The organism is Allomuricauda sp. TY007 (assembly GCF_010468565.1).
Taxonomy (GTDB): Bacteria; Bacteroidota; Bacteroidia; order Flavobacteriales; family Flavobacteriaceae; genus Flagellimonas.
Window position 1 is genome coordinate 169,678 of the sequence record NZ_WUEG01000003.1, and the last position, 20,935, is coordinate 190,612.

Annotated in this window: 20 protein-coding genes; 8 read left to right on the forward strand and 12 right to left on the reverse strand. The window is 40.1% G+C overall.

The annotated features are described in order from the left end of the window. Positions 1-44: 44 nt before the first annotated feature. On the reverse strand, positions 45-623 hold the full coding sequence (locus tag GO009_RS04155; RefSeq protein WP_163624956.1) for a DUF3332 domain-containing protein: 579 nt from the start codon (positions 621-623) through the stop codon (positions 45-47). A 133-nt stretch (positions 624-756) separates the two neighbouring features. Between GO009_RS04155 and GO009_RS04160 the strand changes: the two genes are divergently transcribed. Further along, on the forward strand, positions 757-1,866 hold the full coding sequence (locus GO009_RS04160) for an alanine racemase (RefSeq protein ID WP_163624957.1): 1,110 nt from the start codon (positions 757-759) through the stop codon (positions 1,864-1,866). Positions 1,867-2,055: 189 nt separating this feature from the next. Here the strand turns inward: GO009_RS04160 and rpmA are convergent, their stop codons facing one another. From rpmA to GO009_RS04175, 3 genes are all read right to left on the reverse strand, one after another. Further along, entirely contained in the window at positions 2,056-2,316 is a 261-nt protein-coding gene (rpmA, locus tag GO009_RS04165) for a 50S ribosomal protein L27 (RefSeq protein ID WP_163624958.1), read from the reverse strand. A 24-nt stretch (positions 2,317-2,340) separates the two neighbouring features. Beyond that, entirely contained in the window at positions 2,341-2,880 is a 540-nt protein-coding gene (gene rplU / locus GO009_RS04170) for a 50S ribosomal protein L21 (RefSeq protein ID WP_163624959.1), read from the reverse strand. 95 nt (positions 2,881-2,975) lie between these two features. After that, positions 2,976-3,431, reverse strand: a complete 456-nt coding sequence (locus GO009_RS04175) for a DUF4199 domain-containing protein (RefSeq protein WP_163624960.1) — start codon at positions 3,429-3,431, stop codon at positions 2,976-2,978. Between the two features lie 183 nt (positions 3,432-3,614). On the opposite strand from GO009_RS04175, the gene GO009_RS04180 reads away from it, so the two are divergent. Together GO009_RS04180 and GO009_RS04185 are read left to right on the forward strand one after the other, a co-directional pair. Then, positions 3,615-4,937 (forward strand): pitrilysin family protein, encoded by a 1,323-nt coding sequence (locus GO009_RS04180; RefSeq protein ID WP_163624961.1) that lies wholly within the window; start codon positions 3,615-3,617, stop codon positions 4,935-4,937. Between the two features lies 1 nt (position 4,938). After that, complete coding sequence (locus GO009_RS04185) at positions 4,939-7,011, forward strand: pitrilysin family protein (RefSeq protein WP_163624962.1); 2,073 nt, start codon at positions 4,939-4,941, stop codon at positions 7,009-7,011. A gap of 61 nt (positions 7,012-7,072) precedes the next feature. On the opposite strand, the gene GO009_RS04190 is transcribed toward GO009_RS04185, so the two are convergent. Both GO009_RS04190 and GO009_RS04195 read right to left on the reverse strand, forming a co-directional pair. Continuing rightward, positions 7,073-9,184 (reverse strand): TonB-dependent receptor, encoded by a 2,112-nt coding sequence (locus GO009_RS04190; RefSeq protein ID WP_239057380.1) that lies wholly within the window; start codon positions 9,182-9,184, stop codon positions 7,073-7,075. 65 nt (positions 9,185-9,249) lie between these two features. Beyond that, positions 9,250-9,546: a hypothetical protein gene (locus GO009_RS04195; RefSeq protein WP_163624963.1), complete on the reverse strand. Its 297-nt coding sequence runs from the start codon at positions 9,544-9,546 to the stop codon at positions 9,250-9,252. A 230-nt stretch (positions 9,547-9,776) separates the two neighbouring features. Between GO009_RS04195 and GO009_RS04200 the strand changes: the two genes are divergently transcribed. Next, a complete protein-coding gene (locus GO009_RS04200; RefSeq protein ID WP_163624964.1) occupies positions 9,777-10,211 on the forward strand; it encodes a hypothetical protein in 435 nt (144 codons plus the stop codon). Here the strand turns inward: GO009_RS04200 and gldD are convergent, their stop codons facing one another. The 4 genes from gldD to mutY form a co-directional block, all read right to left on the reverse strand. Continuing rightward, a complete protein-coding gene (gldD, locus tag GO009_RS04205) occupies positions 10,212-10,769 on the reverse strand; it encodes a gliding motility lipoprotein GldD (protein WP_163624965.1) in 558 nt (185 codons plus the stop codon). Further along, positions 10,759-12,069: a gliding motility-associated protein GldE gene (locus GO009_RS04210; protein WP_163624966.1), complete on the reverse strand. Its 1,311-nt coding sequence runs from the start codon at positions 12,067-12,069 to the stop codon at positions 10,759-10,761. Before GO009_RS04210 ends, gldD begins: the two co-directional genes overlap by 11 nt. Positions 12,070-12,096: 27 nt before the next feature. After that, positions 12,097-12,558 carry a single-stranded DNA-binding protein gene (gene ssb / locus GO009_RS04215; protein ID WP_163624967.1) on the reverse strand — a complete coding sequence of 154 codons (462 nt, stop codon included), beginning with the start codon at positions 12,556-12,558 and terminating at the stop codon, positions 12,097-12,099. Positions 12,559-12,744: 186 nt separating this feature from the next. Next, positions 12,745-13,782, reverse strand: coding sequence for an A/G-specific adenine glycosylase (mutY, locus tag GO009_RS04220; RefSeq protein WP_163624968.1), 1,038 nt, complete (start codon positions 13,780-13,782; stop codon positions 12,745-12,747). A gap of 124 nt (positions 13,783-13,906) precedes the next feature. On the opposite strand from mutY, the gene GO009_RS04225 reads away from it, so the two are divergent. The 3 genes from GO009_RS04225 to GO009_RS04235 all read left to right on the forward strand — a co-directional run bounded on the left by GO009_RS04225 (position 13,907) and on the right by GO009_RS04235 (position 16,547). Then, positions 13,907-14,197, forward strand: a complete 291-nt coding sequence (locus GO009_RS04225) for an HU family DNA-binding protein (RefSeq protein WP_014032385.1) — start codon at positions 13,907-13,909, stop codon at positions 14,195-14,197. Between the two features lie 271 nt (positions 14,198-14,468). After that, entirely contained in the window at positions 14,469-16,019 is a 1,551-nt protein-coding gene (locus tag GO009_RS04230) for a ribonuclease E/G (protein WP_163624969.1), read from the forward strand. Positions 16,020-16,073: 54 nt separating this feature from the next. Then, positions 16,074-16,547 (forward strand): regulatory protein RecX, encoded by a 474-nt coding sequence (locus GO009_RS04235; protein WP_163624970.1) that lies wholly within the window; start codon positions 16,074-16,076, stop codon positions 16,545-16,547. Position 16,548: 1 nt separating this feature from the next. On the opposite strand, the gene GO009_RS04240 is transcribed toward GO009_RS04235, so the two are convergent. Continuing rightward, positions 16,549-17,418 (reverse strand): cupin-like domain-containing protein, encoded by an 870-nt coding sequence (locus GO009_RS04240; protein WP_163624971.1) that lies wholly within the window; start codon positions 17,416-17,418, stop codon positions 16,549-16,551. A gap of 107 nt (positions 17,419-17,525) precedes the next feature. Beyond that, positions 17,526-19,355, reverse strand: a complete 1,830-nt coding sequence (locus tag GO009_RS04245) for a TonB-dependent siderophore receptor (RefSeq protein WP_163624972.1) — start codon at positions 19,353-19,355, stop codon at positions 17,526-17,528. A gap of 78 nt (positions 19,356-19,433) precedes the next feature. On the opposite strand from GO009_RS04245, the gene GO009_RS04250 reads away from it, so the two are divergent. Further along, on the forward strand, positions 19,434-20,930 hold the full coding sequence (locus GO009_RS04250) for a PLP-dependent aminotransferase family protein (protein WP_163624973.1): 1,497 nt from the start codon (positions 19,434-19,436) through the stop codon (positions 20,928-20,930). Positions 20,931-20,935 lie beyond the last annotated feature (5 nt).

Here is a 20,935-nt window from a genome sequence, read left to right on the forward strand (position 1 = left end):
AACCCATGGTCAAAACCATGGGTTTTTTTATTGGAATTTATTTTTTAATCAGCTAAAAGGGTTTCACCATAGTAGCAGGTTTTGCTTTCTTTCAACAAGGCCAATCCTTCTTCCCTAGTACTCATAGGGTCTATTTTAACCTTTTCTCCGTTTGGCATATAAACAATATAGAAACCTTCTTCAAAAGAGGATAGTTTAATAATCTCACCATTTGGACGAATGGCATTCCAAGATTTTTCATCTGGTTTGTATACCAAATCAATTTTCTTTCCTTTTTTTGGTCCCTCCACCACGGTAACTTGAATTCTATTTTTGGTGGCCACCATTTTAAATTTGTTTCCATCGTGCTCTACCATTTGGGTTTCGGATTCCCCATCTTTCATCGCAATTGGGTTAGATCCCGACCAAAACTCGATTACGTTAAAAATAAGGGTATCCCCAAGAAAGAATAGGCCGTAAACAGGAACTATGTTCAATCCCCAAAAAATCAGGTTGTCCAAAAACTTGCTATCCGTTAATCCTTGGTTCCAATCTTTTAAGTTGTTGAAGGCACTAAAAGAGCCTAAACAGCTAGTAAACAAAATAGAACAAGCCAATAATGATGAAATGATTGCTTTTTTCATGATATAAGATTTATGGTTAATGCTATTAAAACTACAAAAAAACTTTGTGTAAAAGTCACAATGGTTTATCAAGGAGCTTTTTTTGGTATCATTTAATTGGTTACATTGCCTCGGCAACTTATATTTCAAAACAATGGATAACTGGTACAACATACAGAATGTGGAAACGGTGGATTCTCCCTCAATTGCATTATACTTGGAACACCTTGAATACAACATAAAAGAGATGATTACCTTGGTTGATGGCAAAACAGAACGGTTGATGCCGCACATCAAAACCAACAAAATGCCCAAGGTAATGGAGCTATTGTTGACATCCGGAATCTCCAATTTTAAGGCTTCCACCATTGCTGAAGCGGAAATAGCTGCTGAAGCTGGAGCTAAGTCTGTTTTGATTTCCCATCAGCTTGTTGGGCCCAAAGTAAAACGTCTCCTTAGTTTGATGAAACACTATTCTGAAACCCAGTTTTCCTCTATTTTGGACAATATGGATAGTGCCGAGCTTTTAAACCAAGAGGCTTTGGACCATGAACTCACCATTGATATTTATATTGACATCAATAACGGAATGAACCGTTCAGGCATTAAAGTTGGGCACAGCCTCGACGAGCTAATGGCTTTTCTTAATACTTGCAATGCATTACATTTTAAAGGGTTCCATGTGTATGATGGCCATTTACGCGACACCGATTTTGAAGAGAGGAACCAAAAAATTGAAAAAGGACTGGAAGAAGTGATCGCATATTTTAAAGCGGTTCAAGAAAAGTACCCAGACTCCCAAATGATCTGTGGAGGAACCCCGTCCTTTACCTCCCATCTTATTGAAGGTAGTAGAATTACCAGTCCGGGCACTTGTGTGCTTTGGGATTGGGGCTATGATGAAAAATTAAAGGAGCAAAACTTTAAACATGCCGCGCTTTTGGTCACGAGGATTATCTCCAAACCCACCGAGGACATTATTACGGTGGATTTAGGCCATAAATCCGTGGCAGCCGAAAACCCGATTGACAAACGGGTCAAATTTCTCAATCTAGAAAATTATGAATTGCTTTCACAAAGTGAAGAACATGGTGTGATCAAAGTAAAAGATTGGGACAAACATAATGTTGGAGATGTCCTATATGGCATTCCGTATCACATTTGTCCCACTATAAATCTTCATGATGAAGTTTCTGTGATTGAAAACGGTAAAAAAGTAAACACTTGGGAAATTACAGCCCGAAAACGGAAATTACGCTTCTAATACAGGTCCAAGATTTGCCCAAATCCTAAAAATAGAGGTTCTTTTCAATATACTACAACATAAGAAGGTCAAGGTCACTCCCCATCACTCCAAAAACATCACCATTAGTTTTTGAAATCTTTAAAAATGATGACAAATAAAAAAGGCTCCGCAAATGCAGAGCCTTTTCCAAAATATCTTTGTTGCTTATTAAGCTTCAAAAGGTTCGATGGAAACGTAAGATTTACCACCAACTTTCTTTTCAAACTTAACAACACCATCTACCTTGGCGTGCAAGGTATGGTCTTTTCCTGCGTATACATTTTCGCCAGGGTTGTGCTTGGTACCACGTTGTCTTACAATAATGTTACCAGCAGTGGCTGCCTGACCACCAAAAATCTTAACACCTAAGCGCTTCGATTCTGATTCTCTACCGTTTTTTGAACTACCTACACCTTTCTTGTGAGCCATGATATATAAATTTTAGTTCTTTTCTTATTTGCTTAACGCTTCTATCAACTCGGCCTTCTTCATGGAAGAGTAACCGGTAATTTCCTTGGCCTTTGCCATTTCCTTCAATTCAGCAACAGTTTTGGAACTCAAGTCCTCGGTTGCTTTTGGAGCTTCTTTCTTTGGAGCTTCCGCTTTTTTCTCTGCCTGTTTTGGTTCGGCAACTGGTTTTGCTTCAGCTTTGGCTTTTGCGGGGGCCGCTTTTTTGGCTCCTTTTGCCAAGATACTCTCAACAACGATTTCAGTCAAATATTGTCTGTGACCGTTTTTCTTTTGGTATCCTTTACGTCTTTTCTTTTTAAAGACGATTACCTTATCTCCTTTAAGGTGTTTTACTACTTTGGCTTCAACAGCCGCACCTTCTATGACCGGGGCGCCAATGGTTACGTTACCACCATCTTCCAAAAGAAGCACTTTGTCGAAAGTAACTTTTTTACCTTCTTCTGCTTGTAAACGGTGAACGTACACTTTTTGGTCTTTTGCAACTTTAAATTGCTGCCCTGCCATCTCTACAATTGCGTACATAATGCGTTAATTAGATTAAAATTACTGCGCTTTATCAAAATTAGCGGGTGCAAATATACTGCTAAATCCTTAATCTACAAGTAATCTTCCCTGATTTAACCCATAATTTTTTTTGAATTGTTGCTGGTTTTAAAGAGTTGCATAAACGAGAGGGTCAAAACCAAAGTCGTGGCAAACCCCATAATGGCCACTGTAAAAAATACAATCCCTTGGAAATTCTTATAGTCGTTGGACCATGCCGAGGAGAGTTTATCAAGAAAAGTACTGTCCAACTCCGTTGCATAGACGGCAAAGAAAATGGTGAACAGCAGCGTAGCAACAAAACCAGTTGTAATGCCTGCAGTAAATCCATTTCCATAGCTAAAACTCTTGCCCTGCCTTATTTTGGTATACTTGATTGTCTCATATATGCCAAAACCAGTAATCACTCCATTGAACAGGCTGTAAAAAACATTGGTATGCTTTCCCATCAAGGCCAAAATCAAAAAATATGCAATCAGTACAGCACTGGTAACTATTCCGAAACGGATTGGAAGGGTTAAATTTTTCATCTTTCAATTTTTGGATTCATTGTTTAATTTACTGAATGTTTGTGAATTATCCCACATTTTAAATCTAAAGACTTTTATATATTCATGGGATCGTCATAAAAAATTTTATATTTAGCGTAACATCGATTGGAAAATCGATACCAACCTCTTAGCAATATCAATTTTTAAATACTGACTATTAACATGAAAAAACATTTGTTTTCTGCATTTACAATGCTCTTTGCAGTAACGCTGCTTTCGGCACAGGAAGTGGTTTTTGAAGAGTATGATCTGGACAACGGTCTGCACGTTATCCTACATCAGGACAACGGTGCGCCTGTGGTTACCACATCGGTTATGTACCATGTGGGATCTAAGGACGAGGATCCCAACAAAACGGGCTTTGCCCACTTTTTTGAACATTTATTGTTCGAAGGCACCAAAAACATTGAACGAGGTGAGTGGGATCAAATTGTTGCTTCCAATGGAGGAAGGCATAATGCCAACACCTTTTTGGATCGCACCTATTATTATGAAGTTTTTCCCTCCAACAGTTTGGAAGTCGGCCTTTGGCTGGAATCGGAACGCTTGATGCATCCTATAATCGGGCAAGTTGGTGTAGATACCCAAAAAGAAGTGGTACAGGAGGAAAAGAGGCTTCGGGTAGATAATTCTCCCTACGGTGCCTTTTTTAATGAAATCCTGAAAAATCTATATACCAACCATCCATATCGCTGGGGGGTTATCGGGTCTTTTGAGCATTTGGCAAGTGCCACTTTGGACGATTTTAAAAAGTTCAATAAAACCTATTATGTGCCCAATAACGCTGTTTTGGTCGTTGCTGGCGATTTTGAAACCGCCAAGACCAAAAAGATGATCGAGGATTATTTTGGCCCTATTCCAAGAGGTGCCGAAATCCAAAGACCAAACGTAAAGGAAGAGCCTATCACCAAAACCAAGTTTGCCAAATATCACGACCCCAACATCCAAATCCCTGCAATTTTATTGGCTTATAGAACACCAGGGCAAGGGCAACGGGATGCTTATGTCATTAACATGATTTCCACTTATTTAAGCGATGGGGAAAGCTCCAAACTCTACAAAAAATTGGTGGACGAGAAAAAAATGGCACTTCAAATACTTTCCGTCCCGATTGATGCCGAAGATTACAGCTCGTACATCGTTGGAGGACTTCCTGTTGGCGACAATTCCATTCAGGATATCAAAAAAGAAATTGATGAAGAAATATTGAAGCTTCAAATGGAATTGATTTCCGAAAAGGATTATCAAAAACTTCAGAACAAGTTCGAGAACCAATTCGTAAATGCCAACAGCAGCGTTGAAGGCATTGCAAATTCCTTGGCCGAAAACTATATGCTGAAGGACGATACCAACCTCATCAATACGGAGATTGATATCTACCGTTCCATTACCCGTGAAGAAATCATGGAGGTGGCCAAAAAATATTTGAAGGTGAACCAACGTATCGAGTTGGAATATTTACCAGAACAAAAAGATGCTAATTAAGATGAAAAAGTATTTAATTTTAGCTGTGCTGTCCTTATGTATGACAGCCTCATACGCACAAATTGATAGGAGTACACCACCAAAAGCTGGTCCTGCTCCCAAGATCAACTTAAAGGAACCTGCCCGCTTTGAGCTTAAAAATGGCTTGAAGGTACTCGTAGTGGAAAACCACAAATTACCTAGGGTTCGCATTCAACTTTCCATAGACAACCCTCCTATTTTGGAAGGGGACAAAGCTGGAGTTTCTGCCCTAACGGGAAGCATGTTGGGTAAAGGGTCCAAAAACATCCCAAAGGACGAATTTTATGAAGAAGTGGATTTTTTAGGTGCCGATATTTACATTGGTGAGCAAAGTGCGTTCGCAAGTTCTTTGTCCAAATATTTCCCAAGGATTTTGGAGTTGATGGCCGATGCCGCACTCAATCCAAACTTTCTCCAAGAAGAATTTGATAAGGAAAAAGAGAAAATCATAACAGGCATCAAATCCGAGGAAAAAGACGTTTCCGCCATTGCGGATAGGGTTCAATTGGCCTTGGCCTACGGAAAAAATCACCCCTTTGGCGAGTTTATGACCGAGGAGACCGTTAACAATGTAACCCTACTCGATGTGGAGCAATTCTACCGGTCTTATTTTGTTCCCGCCAACGCTTATTTGGTCGTAATCGGTGATGTAGAATTTGAAAACGTGAAAGATTTGGTGACCAAGGCGTTCACACCATGGTCCAAAGCAGCACCGCCATCTTTTAGCTATTCCAATCCAAAAGATGTGCAGTACACCCAAATCAACTTTGTGGATATGCCCAACGCTGTGCAGTCCGAAGTTGCGGTAGAGAACATCACCCACTTAAAAATGAAGGACGAAGATTATCTGGATGCCCTTTTGGCCAATAGAATATTAGGTGGCGGTGGACAGGCAAGGTTATTCAAAAATTTGAGAGAGGACAAAGGGTACACCTACGGTTCCTATTCCGGATTAAGGGCCAATAAATTTAGTCCAATGCGTTTTAACGCCTATGCGCAAGTAAGAAATGCCGTTACCGATAGCTCCGTGGTCGAAATCTTGAAAGAGATAGATAAAATAACTTCCGAGCCCGTCTCCAATGAAGAACTGGCTAATGCGAAGGCCAAATATGCAGGAAGCTTTGTGATGGCCCTCGAAAAACCTGAAACCGTTGCCGAGTATGCACTAAACATAGAGACCGAGGATCTTCCAAAGGATTTTTATGAAACCTATCTGGAACGATTGGACGCCATTACCAAAGAAGATGTGCTCCAAGCAGCCAAAAAACACTTTTCCACCACCAATGCCCGCGTAGTTGTTACCGGAAAGGGAAGCGATGTTTTGGAAAACTTGGAGAAAGTGACCTTTAAAGGAAAAGATGTTCCTGTACTGTATTACGATAAGTATGCCAACAAAACGGAAAAACCTGATTATAGTGCCGCCGTTCCCGAAGGGATGGATGCCAATACTGTATTGAAAAACTATATTGAGGCCATTGGCGGAAAATCCAAACTGGAAAGTGTGGACTCTTATTCCATGTTGGCCGAAGCAGAAATGCAGGGCATGAAACTGGAACTTGAGATGAAGAAGACCTCCCAAGACCAATTCATGCAAGATGTAAAAGTGCAAGGAAATTCCATGCAAAAACAGGTTTTGGATGGCGATTCCGGTTACATGGTGGTGCAAGGTCAGCGTAAAGACCTTTCTCCAGAGGAAATTGCAAAAATCAAAGAAGAATCTGCCGCTTTCCCTGAATTGAATTACTTGGCTGCAGGGGATGTTACCTTGGAAGGTGTTGAGCCTGTGGGCGACAAAAAGGCCTACAAGCTAAAAATAAACGACAGCAAAACCGCTTTCTACGATGTGGAAACCGGTCTAAAAGTTCAAGAAATCAACACTCAGGAAGTACAAGGCCAGCAAATGACGAGTACGTTGGGATACAGCGATTACCAAGAAGTTTCAGGTATCAAATTCCCGTTCAAGCTGATGCAGAGCATGGGACCTCAAAACTTTGAATTTAATGTGAAAGAAATCAAAGTAAACGAAGGGGTTGAGGCATCAGACTTTAAATAGAGAAGATTCTTTATAAGGAAAAAGGCGCTCTTACCGAGCGCCTTTTTTATCCCCGAATTTCTCAAAAACTATACTGTATAAAGGCAGATAGATTCCTGCCAGGGTCATTAATGGGTACCCGACCATAATCTGCTTGGTTCACAAAAGAGAAGTTTAAGTGATTATTGTAGGTCTCATCAAAAATATTGGATGCTGCAATGCCTACAGTCAAATGCTCAAAGGGCTTAGCCCCAAAACGCAAATCCATAACTCCGTATCCTTCCGTTGTTTGTTCTCCAAAGGAATTCGCAATATTGGATTGTTCCGATGTAAGCGTATAGGTTGCTGTGGCCCAAATCATTTCTCTCTCAAAACTTAAATTGAAACGGCTCACCAAAGGTGGTGTCAGCGGAAGGGATTCATCCAAATCCTGATTCTTGGCATAGACATAGGACAACTCCGTTTTAAAGGCAAAATCTTCCAAAAAAGCCAATTCTCCGAAAACCTCAAATCCTGTTTTGTAAGCATCATTCAAATTGGTGAACCGTTTTACCTCGGTGGGCTCTGCCATGGGCATATATTTTTTGTCCAATGATGGATCTATCACGGGAACAATATAATCGTCATAGATAGCATAATAGACAGAGGCTCCATAATCCAATCGGTTGAAAGCATATCCCTCAAAATTGGCATTTGCTTTCATACCCAACTCAAATTGATTGTTTATCTCAGCATTCAAATAGGGGTTTCCTACATATTCATAAGGATCCTGACCTACTGTAAAATGATTGATGAAGCGCTCGATCATATTCGCGGAACGCACTCCTCTACCATAGGCCAATTCCAACAAAAGCTTGGACGAAGCCATATATTTAAATGATGCTGTTGTACTAAAATTATGCTCCGTTCTTGTATCCAAATCGGGATATTCGGCAACAAAATCCTCTGCTGGTGCATCTGTTTTGGACAGAACCATGTCATACCTCGCCCCTACATTCAACAACAACTTTTTGGATAACGGATATTTACCCTCTACAAATGCTCCGTAGTCATCAATTTGGGAATCTTGCCATACCTCATCAACAAACTCCATGGGAGCAGGGAGTAAGCCTCCATTCATGTTTCTCTTTACCAAACGGGTTCTCTGCCCTGTCCGTCCTACCGAAAATGCATCAATCCCTGTATATAGTTTAAAATTACTGATCGGTCTCCATTCCAGTTCCACCCTTCCACCAAGGGTACTGGCTTCCACTTCGGAAACGGCTTCCATCATCATAAAGGTTGGACGCAATTCATTGGTCATTATATGGTCCACCATGGAACGATATAACTTTGCACTCAAGGTTTGTAGGCCATCTGAAATGTTGCCCAGCTTATAATCCACGGAAAATACATTGCTATTGTCCTCTTCTGTATCCATGGGCAATCCTGCATGCAGCACATCCCGTCCAAAAGATTGTCTGAAACCAAGCTGAAGTCTTTGGTTATCCGTTGGATTATAGCCCACTTGAACACCATAATCGGTACTTTTAAAGGAGGAAGGTACTTCATTGCCATCTCCATCTTCGTAGTTCCCGAAATCACGGAAGCCGAAATTGAGGTTGGCATCAAACTTTTTACCAACATATTTCACATTTGCGTAACTGGTAATGGCATTTCCATTGTTTTCACCACCAAAGTTTATCTTACCATGATACCCTTTTTCTTGTTTTTCGACTTCTTGGGTCACCAAATTCACAATTCCGCCAAAAGTGGGGCCATACCTAAAGGTATAAGGACCCTTGACCACTTCCACTCGCTCTATCTCTTCAGGAATCACATGTGTTGTAATGGGATCCATTCGGTTAGGACAGGCGTGCATTATCTTGGTTCCTCCATTAAATTGAACATTGAGTTGCTCATATTGTGAAGCCCGAAAAGATGGGTCTATGGCATAGTTGCCACGTTTAATTAGGCTAAATCCATTGATATCCTTAAATAAATCGGCCACATTCTTGGATTGGACAATTTTCTTTTCCGGTTCGCTCTTAAATGAGGATAAAACCGGGTCTGTCTTTCGTTTTCCCCTAACCAGTACCTCATCCAATTGTACCGGTGCTTTTGATAAGGTATCTTGCGCAGTCGAAACTTGCGCATAGGACACACCTGTCCCAAAAAGCAAAACACAAAGTTTTGCCATCGCAATTCTATTCATTTTTGATTTTATGTTAAGATTATACATGTTCGGCAATAGGTGTTTGCCGATTTTATTGTAAAACCTTAAGCCATAGGTGGTTTAATAAGGGTATCGCTAAAGCGATAGGAGTAAGAATCTTTATAGTAGAATGAGTTATTGACCTCCTCGGTATCATTGGGTAGATTGTACGCTGGCAAATCCATGAAAAAAAACAAAACTTCTTCCCAACCGATTACCGGCATAGGCTCTTCATCCTCCGCTTGGGCACGGAGCATTTGCATCAACATACACTGACCGTTACAATTGAGTTCAGGCTTGTCCTTGTTCTCGCAAAGTTGCTCAATAAACCCTTCCCTGTCCAAGCTATAATACACGTACATTGATGAAAAACGGAGATTACTTATCATTATCAAAATAACGAAAATACAAGCAAAAAGGTTTTTGGGACTAAATATGGACTGTATCCGTTGCAACGACTCTTATTTAAGTTGCAAAGATAGATCTTGCTCAATGGTAAGAATATGAGAATAATCAGTAATTAATACATATTAGTTCTTTATTACATAATGATGTTTGACAGTTGTTTATTTTTGTAGACAAATAAAAATCCATGAAAAAAACCATTTTTATCCTAAGCTGTGCTATTTTATTTTTGAGTTTCTCTTGCAAAGAGGAAAAAAGAGCACCCAAGAGCTCATCACAAATGGAAGAGGTAATGGCCATCCATGACGAGGTAATGCCCAAAATGAGTACAATCGGAAAATTGGTCGGGGAACTAAAACCTAAAGTGGATTCCACCGAAACGGGGCAGCAATACGAAATTGCTATGAAAGATCTTCAAGATGCACATAAAACCATGATGGATTGGATGAAGGATTTTGGAGACCGATTCAATCACGAAGAGATTTTAAACGGCAAGGAGCTTTCCGAAGAAAAACAGCGATGGTTGGATGAGGAAGAAGAAAAAGTAAAAGTGGTCAAGGAAAAAATAAACGGTAGTATTGCAAGGGCCCAGGCTTTGCTTGCCAAGGATACTGTACAATAATCAATTTTTCCACCGTAAACTTTCCATAATCCTTCGGATATCGTTCTGAAGGTACATCGCGGCAGGGAGAATGGAATCGTAATTGGGTTTGGCGTAGAAATATAAAGAACCCGTCACAAAGTGGTTGATGCTATCAGTCACATAAAACTGTGATTGCGAGGCTGCATTTCCGCTTACTTCGTAGAACATGCCGTAAACGCCATCCTCTTGGTTAATAAAGGGTTGTTCCGCAATGTTATCGGCTTTTACCACGTGTTCGTATGAAAGTTTTTGTGCATCCACTAGCAGTGTATCCAAATTTCCTTGAACAGGTTTGTAAGTAAGGTAGATTGACCCGTTCATCATTGGATAGTCCAGAACCATGGAACAATCCTTACTTTCCTTGATTTCAGAAAGGATGTTTTTATCAAAAGTATACACACAATCAGAGCCGGACTTTGCGTACTCCGCAGCCGGATAATCCAACCGAAGCATAGCTTTGGGCTTGGGCAACACCTCGTCTTTACAACTTACCAAAAGTGCTGCTACAATTACAAAAAACAATATACTATGTTTCATGGGGCAATGTTACTTTAATGCGTTTCAATCGTTTCTTGTCCATGCTTTCCACCACAAATTGGTAGTCCTTGAACAACACCTTCTCTCCTATTTTGGGAAAACTCCCTGAAATTTCCAGCACAAATCCCGCGATGGTCTCCGATTCGCCCTTTTTGCTTTCAAACTCATCTTCCTCCTCTATTTTTACCACACGATAAAAATCCTTTAAGGCCGTTTTGCCATCGAATACATAATTGTAATCGTCCAATTTGGAGAATACCAGGTCTTCATCATCAAACTCATCACTGATATCTCCCACAATTTCTTCAATGATATCCTCCAGTGTTACAATTCCAGATGTTCCGCCATACTCGTCCACCACAACGGCCAAATGATTTTTCTTATCCTGAAACTCCAACAGCAAATCATCAAGTTTCTTGTTTTCCGGCACAAAGTAAGGTTCGCGGATCAGCGACATCCAGTTAAAACTCTTCCTCTCTATATAGGGCAATAAATCCTTCACATAAAGAACGCCCATTACGTTGTCCATATTTTCCGCAAATACGGGAATCCGGGAATATCCGTTCTTTTTGATTTCTTCGAGTATTTCTGGAAACTTCATTTTCTCGTTGACCGCAAATATGTCGATCCGTGGTCGCATTACTTGCTTGGTATCCGTATTTCCAAAGGTTACTATTCCCTCCAATATCTTTTGCTCTTCCTTGGTCGTATCCCCTTCGGAGGCCAGTTCCAAAGCTTGGGAAAGATGGTTAATGCTCAAATTGGATTTTTTCTTCCCCAACTTATCCTCCATAAAAAGGGTTACGGACCGCATCGGGGAGCTTAAGGGCGTAAAAATATAATTCAGCCCTTTTAAAGGAACGGCCATAAAATGAGAAAACTGCACTCGATTACGGTTAGCATAGATTTTTGGCAGGATTTCACCGAACATCAAAATTAAAAAGGTGGCCACTATTACTTCCAACAAAAAACGCAATGTTCCATCAATTCCTTCAAAAATCGTATCGCCTATGGAACTGAACAGCAATACAATTCCGATATTGATGGCATTATTGGTAATTAAAATGGTGGCCAATAACTTTTTGGGTTTGGTCAATAACTCTACAATCAACTTGCCACGGGAGGAATTGCCCTCTTGCATTTCGTTCACATCGGTCTGTGATAGACCAAAAAGAGCAACTTCTGCGGCTGAAATCAGAGCTGAGCCAGCCAAGAGCAGTATCAGTACAACAATTTTTAAAGTGAATATTCCACTAAATGTGGTAAAGTAAAATGCCAAACAATGGGGCTCGGGATCCAATTTAATATTGCTTTTTTAGTGTTTTATTTAGAATGGTAGGTCGTCATCCTCTTCCTCCGAATTATCGGTAGGCGCAGCAGGGCTTTCAGCCTTCGATGGCTCTTGGTAGTTAGCGGACGAACCTGATGATTGTGCATTGGCCATGCTTTCCTTTTTGGTGGTCAAAAAAGTAAAGTCCTGCACGTGCACTTCGGTGGTATACCGCATATTGCCATCCTCGCCTTGCCATTGCCTGTTTTTTAAACGGCCTTCCACATAAACCTTATCGCCTTTACTGAGGTACTTTTCACAAATTTCAGCGGCCTTGTTGCGCACTACGATATTGTGCCAATCCGTATTGGTCACCTTTTCGCCTGTTTGCCTATTGGTATAGGTCTCGTTGGTGGCCAAGGGGAATCTGCCGATACAGTTTCCGCCTTCAAAATAGTGCATTTTCACTTCGTCTCCCAAATGCCCGATCAGCATTACTTTGTTCAATGTTCCGCTCATATCTCTCTTAATTAACGAACTCGTCTTAAGTTATCCGAATCCGCTGCAAATTTATCTTTTGCATCCATTTTTTACCTTTTTATCTTTCCGTAGCACGGCTATGCAACTCAAAAAAGTCTTCAAATGGGCACAAAACTTTACATTTTCGCTTGAATCCAACAACTCAAGACCAGTTCATCAAAAGTACTAAATTTTCAATGTCTTGATAAAATCTGCTATCAAAACTGGTACGGGAAAACCACCGATTTCTTTCCATGGTGTTCCTTCTTCTAATATATCAGAAGTTTTTAGGATCCAAAATTGTGTGTATAAATGTTGGTGTGACAGTTTGTGCACAATGGGTTCATTATTATATAATGATATGGACGCCGTTTCGGGAACAATATCTTTTTTCTTGATCAAGGGCCTCAATTCTTCGGCCTGAAGCATTTTCTCGGACTCAATCAATGGAAATTGATATAAATTCTGCCAAATGCCTTTTCCTGTTCTTTGTTCCAAAATGGTCTTGCCATCATCATCCAGCAATACTATATAATTAAAGTAACGGTTCCGCACCTTGGTCTTGTTCAATTTTACAGGAAGTTGGTCCACTTTGTTCTCTTGGAGCGCCACACAGCTTTCTTGGAGCGGGCACAACAAGCAATACGGTTTTTTGGGTACGCATTGCACCGCGCCAAATTCCATTATCCCCTGATTATAATCTCGTATATTCCTTTCATCCATCACCCCACGGGCTAGTTCCTTAAAATATTTGATGCCCTGTGTGCTATTAATAGGTAAATCCACTCCAAAATATCTGGACAGCACACGATAAACATTGCCATCTACCACCGGTTCGGCAATATCAAAACAGAAAGATGCGATGGCACTTGCCGTATAGTCCCCCACTCCTTTCAATGATTTTAATCCATTATATGTATCGGGAAACTCCCCCTCAAAATCTTCCACCACCATTTTGGCCGTTGTGTGCAAATTACGGGCGCGTGAGTAGTATCCCAGTCCCTGCCAGAGTTTCAACACCTGTTCCTCTGGTGCATTGGCGAGATCATGAATCGTAGGAAAAGCTTCCACAAACCTGTAATAATAAGGCATTCCCTGAGCAACGCGAGTCTGTTGGAGAATAATTTCCGACAGCCAAACTTTGTAAGGATCACGCGTTTGTCTCCAGGGAAGCTCACGCTGGTGTTCGTGGTACCAATTCAGGATTTTATGGGCAAAAGTCATTAGATAAAGTAATAAAGCTCAAATGTATCAGTTTATATACTTAAAATTAAAGGGTTAAAGGGAAAGATTAATTTTAATGTTTATATTTGCAAGCCGAAAAAAATTAGAAAATTAATAAGAAGTAATGACGAAAGCAGATATTGTAACTAGGATCTCAGAAAAACTAGGTATTGAAAAAGGAGATGTGCAAGCGACAGTTGAATCCTTTATGGAAGAGGTAAAATCATCCTTGGAAAATGGTGATAATGTTTATTTAAGAGGTTTTGGTAGTTTTATCATCAAGACCAGAGCGGAAAAAACAGGTAGAAATATCTCTAAGAACACTACCATTAAAATTCCTGCACACAATATTCCTGCATTTAAGCCAGCCAAAGTTTTTGTGGAAGGCGTAAAGACAAACGTACAAGTAAAATAATATAATTAACAACACTAAAGCAAGAGCATATGCCGAGTGGAAAGAAAAGAAAAAGACATAAGGTAGCCACGCACAAGCGTAAGAAGCGCAGAAGAGCTAACCGACACAAGAAAAAGTAGTTGTTTCAACTACTTTTTCGTTTTACCCTATCACGTTCTTTGACATAGAGATTCAAGAAACGAATTTCAATCGGTTCGAAAAATAACCGATACTATATATTGTTTAATCATTTATCCCAAAATTCATGTGGGGTAAATAAAAATCGATTCAGGTGAATAGAGAATTAATAGTAAGATCTACGCCAGATGCAGTCGATTTTGCCTTATTAAAGGATGGAAAATTAGTAGAATTACACAAAGAAGAAGACAACAATAACTTTTCCGTAGGGGATATCTTCCTAGCCAAGATCAGAAAACCCGTTACAGGCCTAAATGCAGCATTTGTTAATGTAGGTTATGAAAAAGATGCGTTCCTGCACTACCATGACCTGGGCCCGCAACTGTCTTCCATGTTAAAATTCATTAAACAAGCTAGAACAGGGAAACTCAAAGATTATTCCCTGAAAAATTTTCCATTTGAAAAAGACATTGACAAGAATGGCAGCATCAACGATGTGCTAAAAGCCAATCAGTCACTACTGGTACAAATAGTAAAAGAACCCATATCAACAAAGGGACCAAGAATAAGCTCCGAGCTTTCCATAGCCGGTCGATTTTTGGTCATGGTACCTTTTTCCGATAGAGTCTCGGTATCCCAAAAAATAGCGAGCAAAGAGGAAAAGGACAGACTTATCAGACTTGTAAAAAGCATTAAGCCCAAAGGATTTGGAGTAATTATACGTACCGTAGCAGAAGGCAAAAAGGTTGCAGAACTGGATAAAGATCTTCAAAACTTGTTTTCCAAATGGACAAACATGTGCAAGAAATTGCAGCGGGCGTCGCATCCATCAAAAGTTTTGGTGGAACTGAACAGGGCGTCATCCATCCTTAGGGATGTCTTCAACGATTCCTTTACAGGAATACATGTTGATGAAGAAACACTCTACAACCAAATCAAGGATTATTTGCATGAAATTGCACCAGAAAAAGAATCCATTGTAAAGTTGTACACCGGTCCGGCCCCAATTTTTGAAAAATTTGGGATAGAGCGTCAAATAAAGACCTCTTTTGGCCGAACAGCATCCATGAGCCGCGGGGCTTACCTTGTTATTGAGCATACCGAAGCGTTACACGTAATAGATGTAAACAGTGGCAATCGCTCCAACAAGGCCAAAAATCAAGAGGATACCGCCTTGGAAGTAAACCTTTTGGCCGCAACCGAAATTGCAAGACAGTTACGTTTGCGCGACATGGGCGGAATTATTGTTATTGATTTTATTGATATGACCAAAGGTGACCACAGACGAAAATTGTTTGACCATCTTAGGGATGAAATGAAGGACGACAGAGCAAAACACAAGATTTTGCCACCCAGTAAATTCGGTCTTGTACAAATTACAAGGCAAAGGGTACGTCCGGAAATGAATATCAAAACCAGCGAGGAGAACCCGAACGTATCGGGTGCAGAAGTAGAAGCTCCCATTGTCTTGATCGACAAAATCCAGGCAGATTTGGAGCGAATCCTGAAGCCAGGACGCAAAAACAACGGAATTGTATTGAATATACACCCGTTTATTGCAGCCTATCTTACCAAAGGATTCCCTTCTATCCGCTCCAAGTGGTTCAAAACCTATAAAAAATGGGTTAAAATTCAACCCAGGGATGCCTATAAGTACCTTGAATATCGTTTTAAGGACAAAGACGGCAAAACAATACGACCGTAATAAGAAGCGACTCCAGAAATGGGGTCGCTTTTTTGTTTTATGTACATTTGGAATATGAATCATACCAAAAGCTACACCCTTACCGAAGCAACCAAAAAGATGGAGCGTTACTGTGCCTATCAAGAGCGTTGCCACAAAGAGGTTGTGGAAAAACTGAAGTATATGAACATGATTCCCGAAGCGATAGACCAAATACTGGGACACCTCATCCAAGAGAACTACCTCAACGAAGAGCGATTCGCCAAAGCGTTTGCTCGAGGCAAATTCAGTATTAAAAAATGGGGAACGAACAGAATCATCAGAGAGTTAAAATTCCGTGATATCTCCGCTTACAACATTAAAAGTGCATTGGCAGAAATCCAAAATGAAGATTACCTAAAAACGTTTGATGAATTGGCCAAAAAACGGTTAGGACAGATCAAGGAGACCAATCCTTTCAAAAAAAAGAAAAAATTGGCCGACTATCTCCTATACCGAGGTTGGGAAAGCCATTTGGTCTATGAAAAAGCGAACGAACTCATCAAATAGATTAATCCTGCACCAATAGTTTTTGTGTGCGCTCCACTGCCTTTTCATTTTTCCAATCAATCCATTCTTGGCCTTTAAGTCTACGCATCAGGTTATCAAAATGTCGCATCACAAAAATGTTGTAAACTGCCTTACCAAGATTTTTAGGCTTTCGTGCAATCGCCCTCAGACTCATGGAAAAACCAGGGGTAATGTATTTCATGTGGTGCCAATACCCTTCGGGTATGTACAAAACATTCCCGTGCTCCAAGTGTGCAATATGCCCTTTAGCATATTGCAATGCGGGCCACTTATCCAAATCAGGGTCTGCAAAGTCAATATCTTCACGTGTAATCAGCGAATGCGGAATCTTGTACAAGAATTTGGTCTCGTCCTGCGAGAATAGGATACATTGTTTTTTTCCTTCAAAATGAAAATGGAAAATATTGGCCAAATCAATGTCGTAGTGCATAAAAGTATGGGAATCCTGTCCGCCAAAAAAGAGCATGGGCAATCCTTTCATGAGCCGTAATCCGAAATCTGGATACTTGAAATCTTTCTGGAGTTCCGGAACTTCTTTTAATATATTCCAAAGGAAAATACGGTATTTTGTGGGGCCGCTTTTTAGTAAATCCACATAATCGGCCAGCTTCATTTTGGCGTGTGGTTCGTTAAAACCCTCGTCATGTTTTACTGGGCGATCATCATACAAAGGAACCTCCTTATCTCCTGCTACCTCTTTAACATAGTCCAAGCTCCATTTGGAATACGCCGGCCAATCCTCAATAAAGCACTCAATTACGACAGGCTTTTGGGGCTTGAAATATTTTTGGATGAACTCTTTCTTGGAAAGGGTCTTCTCCCGAGGTATCTGTTCAAGGTTCAGCTTCAAAATTTCAAGGAATTTGAAACCACTAAATTAATAAAACGTTTTTATATAGTTCCGAAAACTACTCTTAGGCACCTATTTGCCTTTTTCTTTGGCAGCTTCGTTCCGCCCTATTTAAAACTGTATCGCAAACCAAATAGAACATTGCTCGGCGGCATAGGTATAAAGCCAGATTCTATGTAATCCGCATCGAAAATATTATTTGCGGTAATGGTAAACTCGGCTTGTTGCACCTTAACAGCCAATGATGCATCCCAAACATTATATGTTTGTCCCGTAGTTCGTTCTGCATACTTGTAAATTATATTTTGACGTACATTTTTGAACAATTGCGTACTTAATCGTGTGGTGTATTGGTGCTTGAGCGTATTTAAAGAGTAACGTGACAATTCTTCATTCTGATCTAAAATATTGTCATCCAAAAACGCATAGCCAACACTTAATGTTTGGGTATAGTCCTTAAATTTAAAATTATAAGCAGCGTCCAACTCCAAGCCTTTGGTGTTTACCTCAGTAATATTTGTTGCCACAAATACATCTTCAGAAACATCGTTTCTAATAAAATCTATTAGATTGTCTGCATCTCTATTAAAAACGGCAACGCTGGCATTAAATTTAGGAGAGGTGTACTTTAAGCCCAATTCTTGGGCAAAAGCTTCTTCCGGTTCCAAATTTTCGTTACCAGTTGTAACCGGGTCGTTGTAGAACATATCTGTATACGTTGGTATGCGGTAGGTATAACCAATATTACCATATACTTTAAAACTATTGGTAAGGCTATAACCTATATCCAATCCTGGAAAAGCACGAAACTTAAAATCTGAAAAATAGGTCAATGCTATGCCGGGAGTAATGTCCAGTTTGTTGTCCGCAATGCTAAAACGATGTTCTAAAAACACATTGGACATGAAACGGTTTCGATTGCCCAAGTTGTTGCTCCTAAGGTAGATTTTAGAAAACTCTACCCCAAAGCCCGTGATTCCCAATTTAGAGGCATAAGACGCATTGGTTTCTACCCCGATCTTGTTGGAAATATGCATGTTCCGGTAAAAACTTGGTTCATTTCTTCTTAATAGAAATAAATCTTGATTACGTTTCCAATAGATTCTTGGCTGTATTTTTAGCTTGTTTTTCTTAAAGGTGGTAGAAAACGCCAAAAGGCTGTTTTGGGTTTCTTCGTATTCATGAAATGTGGGATTGGTGGTGTAAAAGTTCTCAGCTCCAAAATTGCGCTCCATGAAAGTAGCTGTCATTACAATAGGTTGTGCATTTTTATTGAAAATGCTTTTTAAAAAGTAATTGCCATTATCGTAATCTGAGTTATTTCTATACCCTTCAGATGTCATCCTTCCCACATGTATGATATGAGTCGAGTTTTCCTTATCTACCCCCGCAGTTGCGCTTCCGTTTAACTGTCCAAAGGAACCCGCTTCCACGTTTAGGGAAACAGAGTTATCCAGATTCTTCTTGGTAATAATGTTAATAGCGCCAGCAAAGGCGTTTTGCCCAAAAACCCGAGCTGCCGGACCTTTTATAATTTCTATTCTTTCTATGACCTCTAATGGCAAAGCTGCGTTCATGGTATGGTGGCCCGTTTGCGCATCGTCCATTTTAACGCCATCTATTAATAATAAGGTTTGGTCAAAACCACCTCCTCTTATATACAGGTCTGCTTGGCTACCACCGGTACCGCGTCTTCTTATATCCACACCCGCAACTTGTTGTAGCAAATCCGTCACATTAACAGCGGCACTATTTTTAATATCATTGGAAGTGATGATATTGATGGTTCTTGAATTTTCCTTGAAAGGAAGATTAATTCGGTTTGCGGTCACAACAACTTCGCTTAACGAATCTACTTTAACAGCATCGTCTTGTTGTGCTTGTACTTGAAAAGCAACGGCTATTAAAATCGTAAAAGATAAAATTGATTTCTTCATTATCAACGTAAGTTCTTAAAATTAATGCTGCAAAAGTCCTAACTTTCCGGACGATTAAACTAGTCCAGTTTTAAAACAATGAATAGTCCGGTTTTTGATTTGTTGGTCCAGCTAGTATCCATAGACAAGTCTATTGTACAACCTGCATACGTGCAGGTGGCACAACAAATCATGAACGCCATTCAACGTGGTTATTTGGAAAAAGGCAGTAAGTTACCTGGAACACGGGCTTTAAGTAAGTTATTGAACGTTCATCGCAATACGGCCGTGGCCATCTACGATGAATTGGCCTCTCAAGGATGGGTAAACATTATTCCCAATAAAGGAACTTTTGTGGTGGTTCCTGAAGGTTCCGAGGTAAAAATCAAGGCAAATACGCATCACATCAATCAGGCATACGAGTACCCAAAAAGTCCAGGGTTCCCATTTCAACAATCCTTTAATCTAGCATCTACCAAAGAGGAAAGCACTGCCAAATATTCCATAAATGATGGTAAGCCCGATTTAAGATTACATCCCGTGCACCAGTTTTCCAGATGGTATAGCGCTGCAATGAAACGAAAGCCGTTAATCAACAAATGGAATAAAACCAGTGCCTTGGTGCCTTCAATTTTTAGCACACAACTTTGCAACTATCTAAATGTCACTAGGGGCTTCCATATAAAACCACTCAATTTGTTGAATACCCGAAGTACGGAAATGAGTCTGTATATAGTTTCGCAGGTATTGATAAATCCGGGGGATTTGGTGTTGGTTGGACAACTAAGCAATTATGTGGCCAACATGATATTTCAACAAGCTGGGGCAAAGATAAAAACAGTTCCAGTAGATGATGGGGGATTGGATATTGGTTATATAAAAAAGCATTTTATACACGGGAACATTCGGTGTATCTATGTTTGCTCCAATCGGGACTATCCTACAACCACAACATTAAGCACCAAAAGAAGACTACAATTATTGGAATTGGCCAAAATCCATGGTTTTGCCATAATTGAGGACGATTATGACCATGATTTTCAGTTTGAAGGGTCTTCCATGTTGCCCATGGCAAGTGCAGATGCCAATGGAAATATTATTTATTTGGGTAAACTGGGACAGTCATTATTTCCGAGTTTTCACACAGGCTTTGTCGTGGCGCCGGAACAGGTTATTACCGAAGCCAATAATTACTTGCAATTATTGGATACCCAGGGTGATTTAATACAGGAACAAATGCTTTCTGAATTGATATCCGAAGGCGAAATATACCGGCTCAAGAAAAAAAATATTGTTACCTACAAACAACGTAGAGATGCTTTATGCACTTTATTAAATCAACACTTTGCCAATATCCTTGATTGGCAAATACCCTCTGGAGGGCTTGCTATGTGGTTACAATTTAGAACCCCCATATCACTAGTAAAACTTGCCGAAGAAGCTGAAAAACTAGATTTATTTTTGCCAAAAACAATTCTCTATCAAAATAAAAATACCTGCGCCATACGTTTTGGTTATGGGCATTTAAACGAGGAAGAACTTAAAATCGTAATGGAAAAGTTAAAACAAGCGTACCTAAAATTGTTGGCTGTTTAACCATT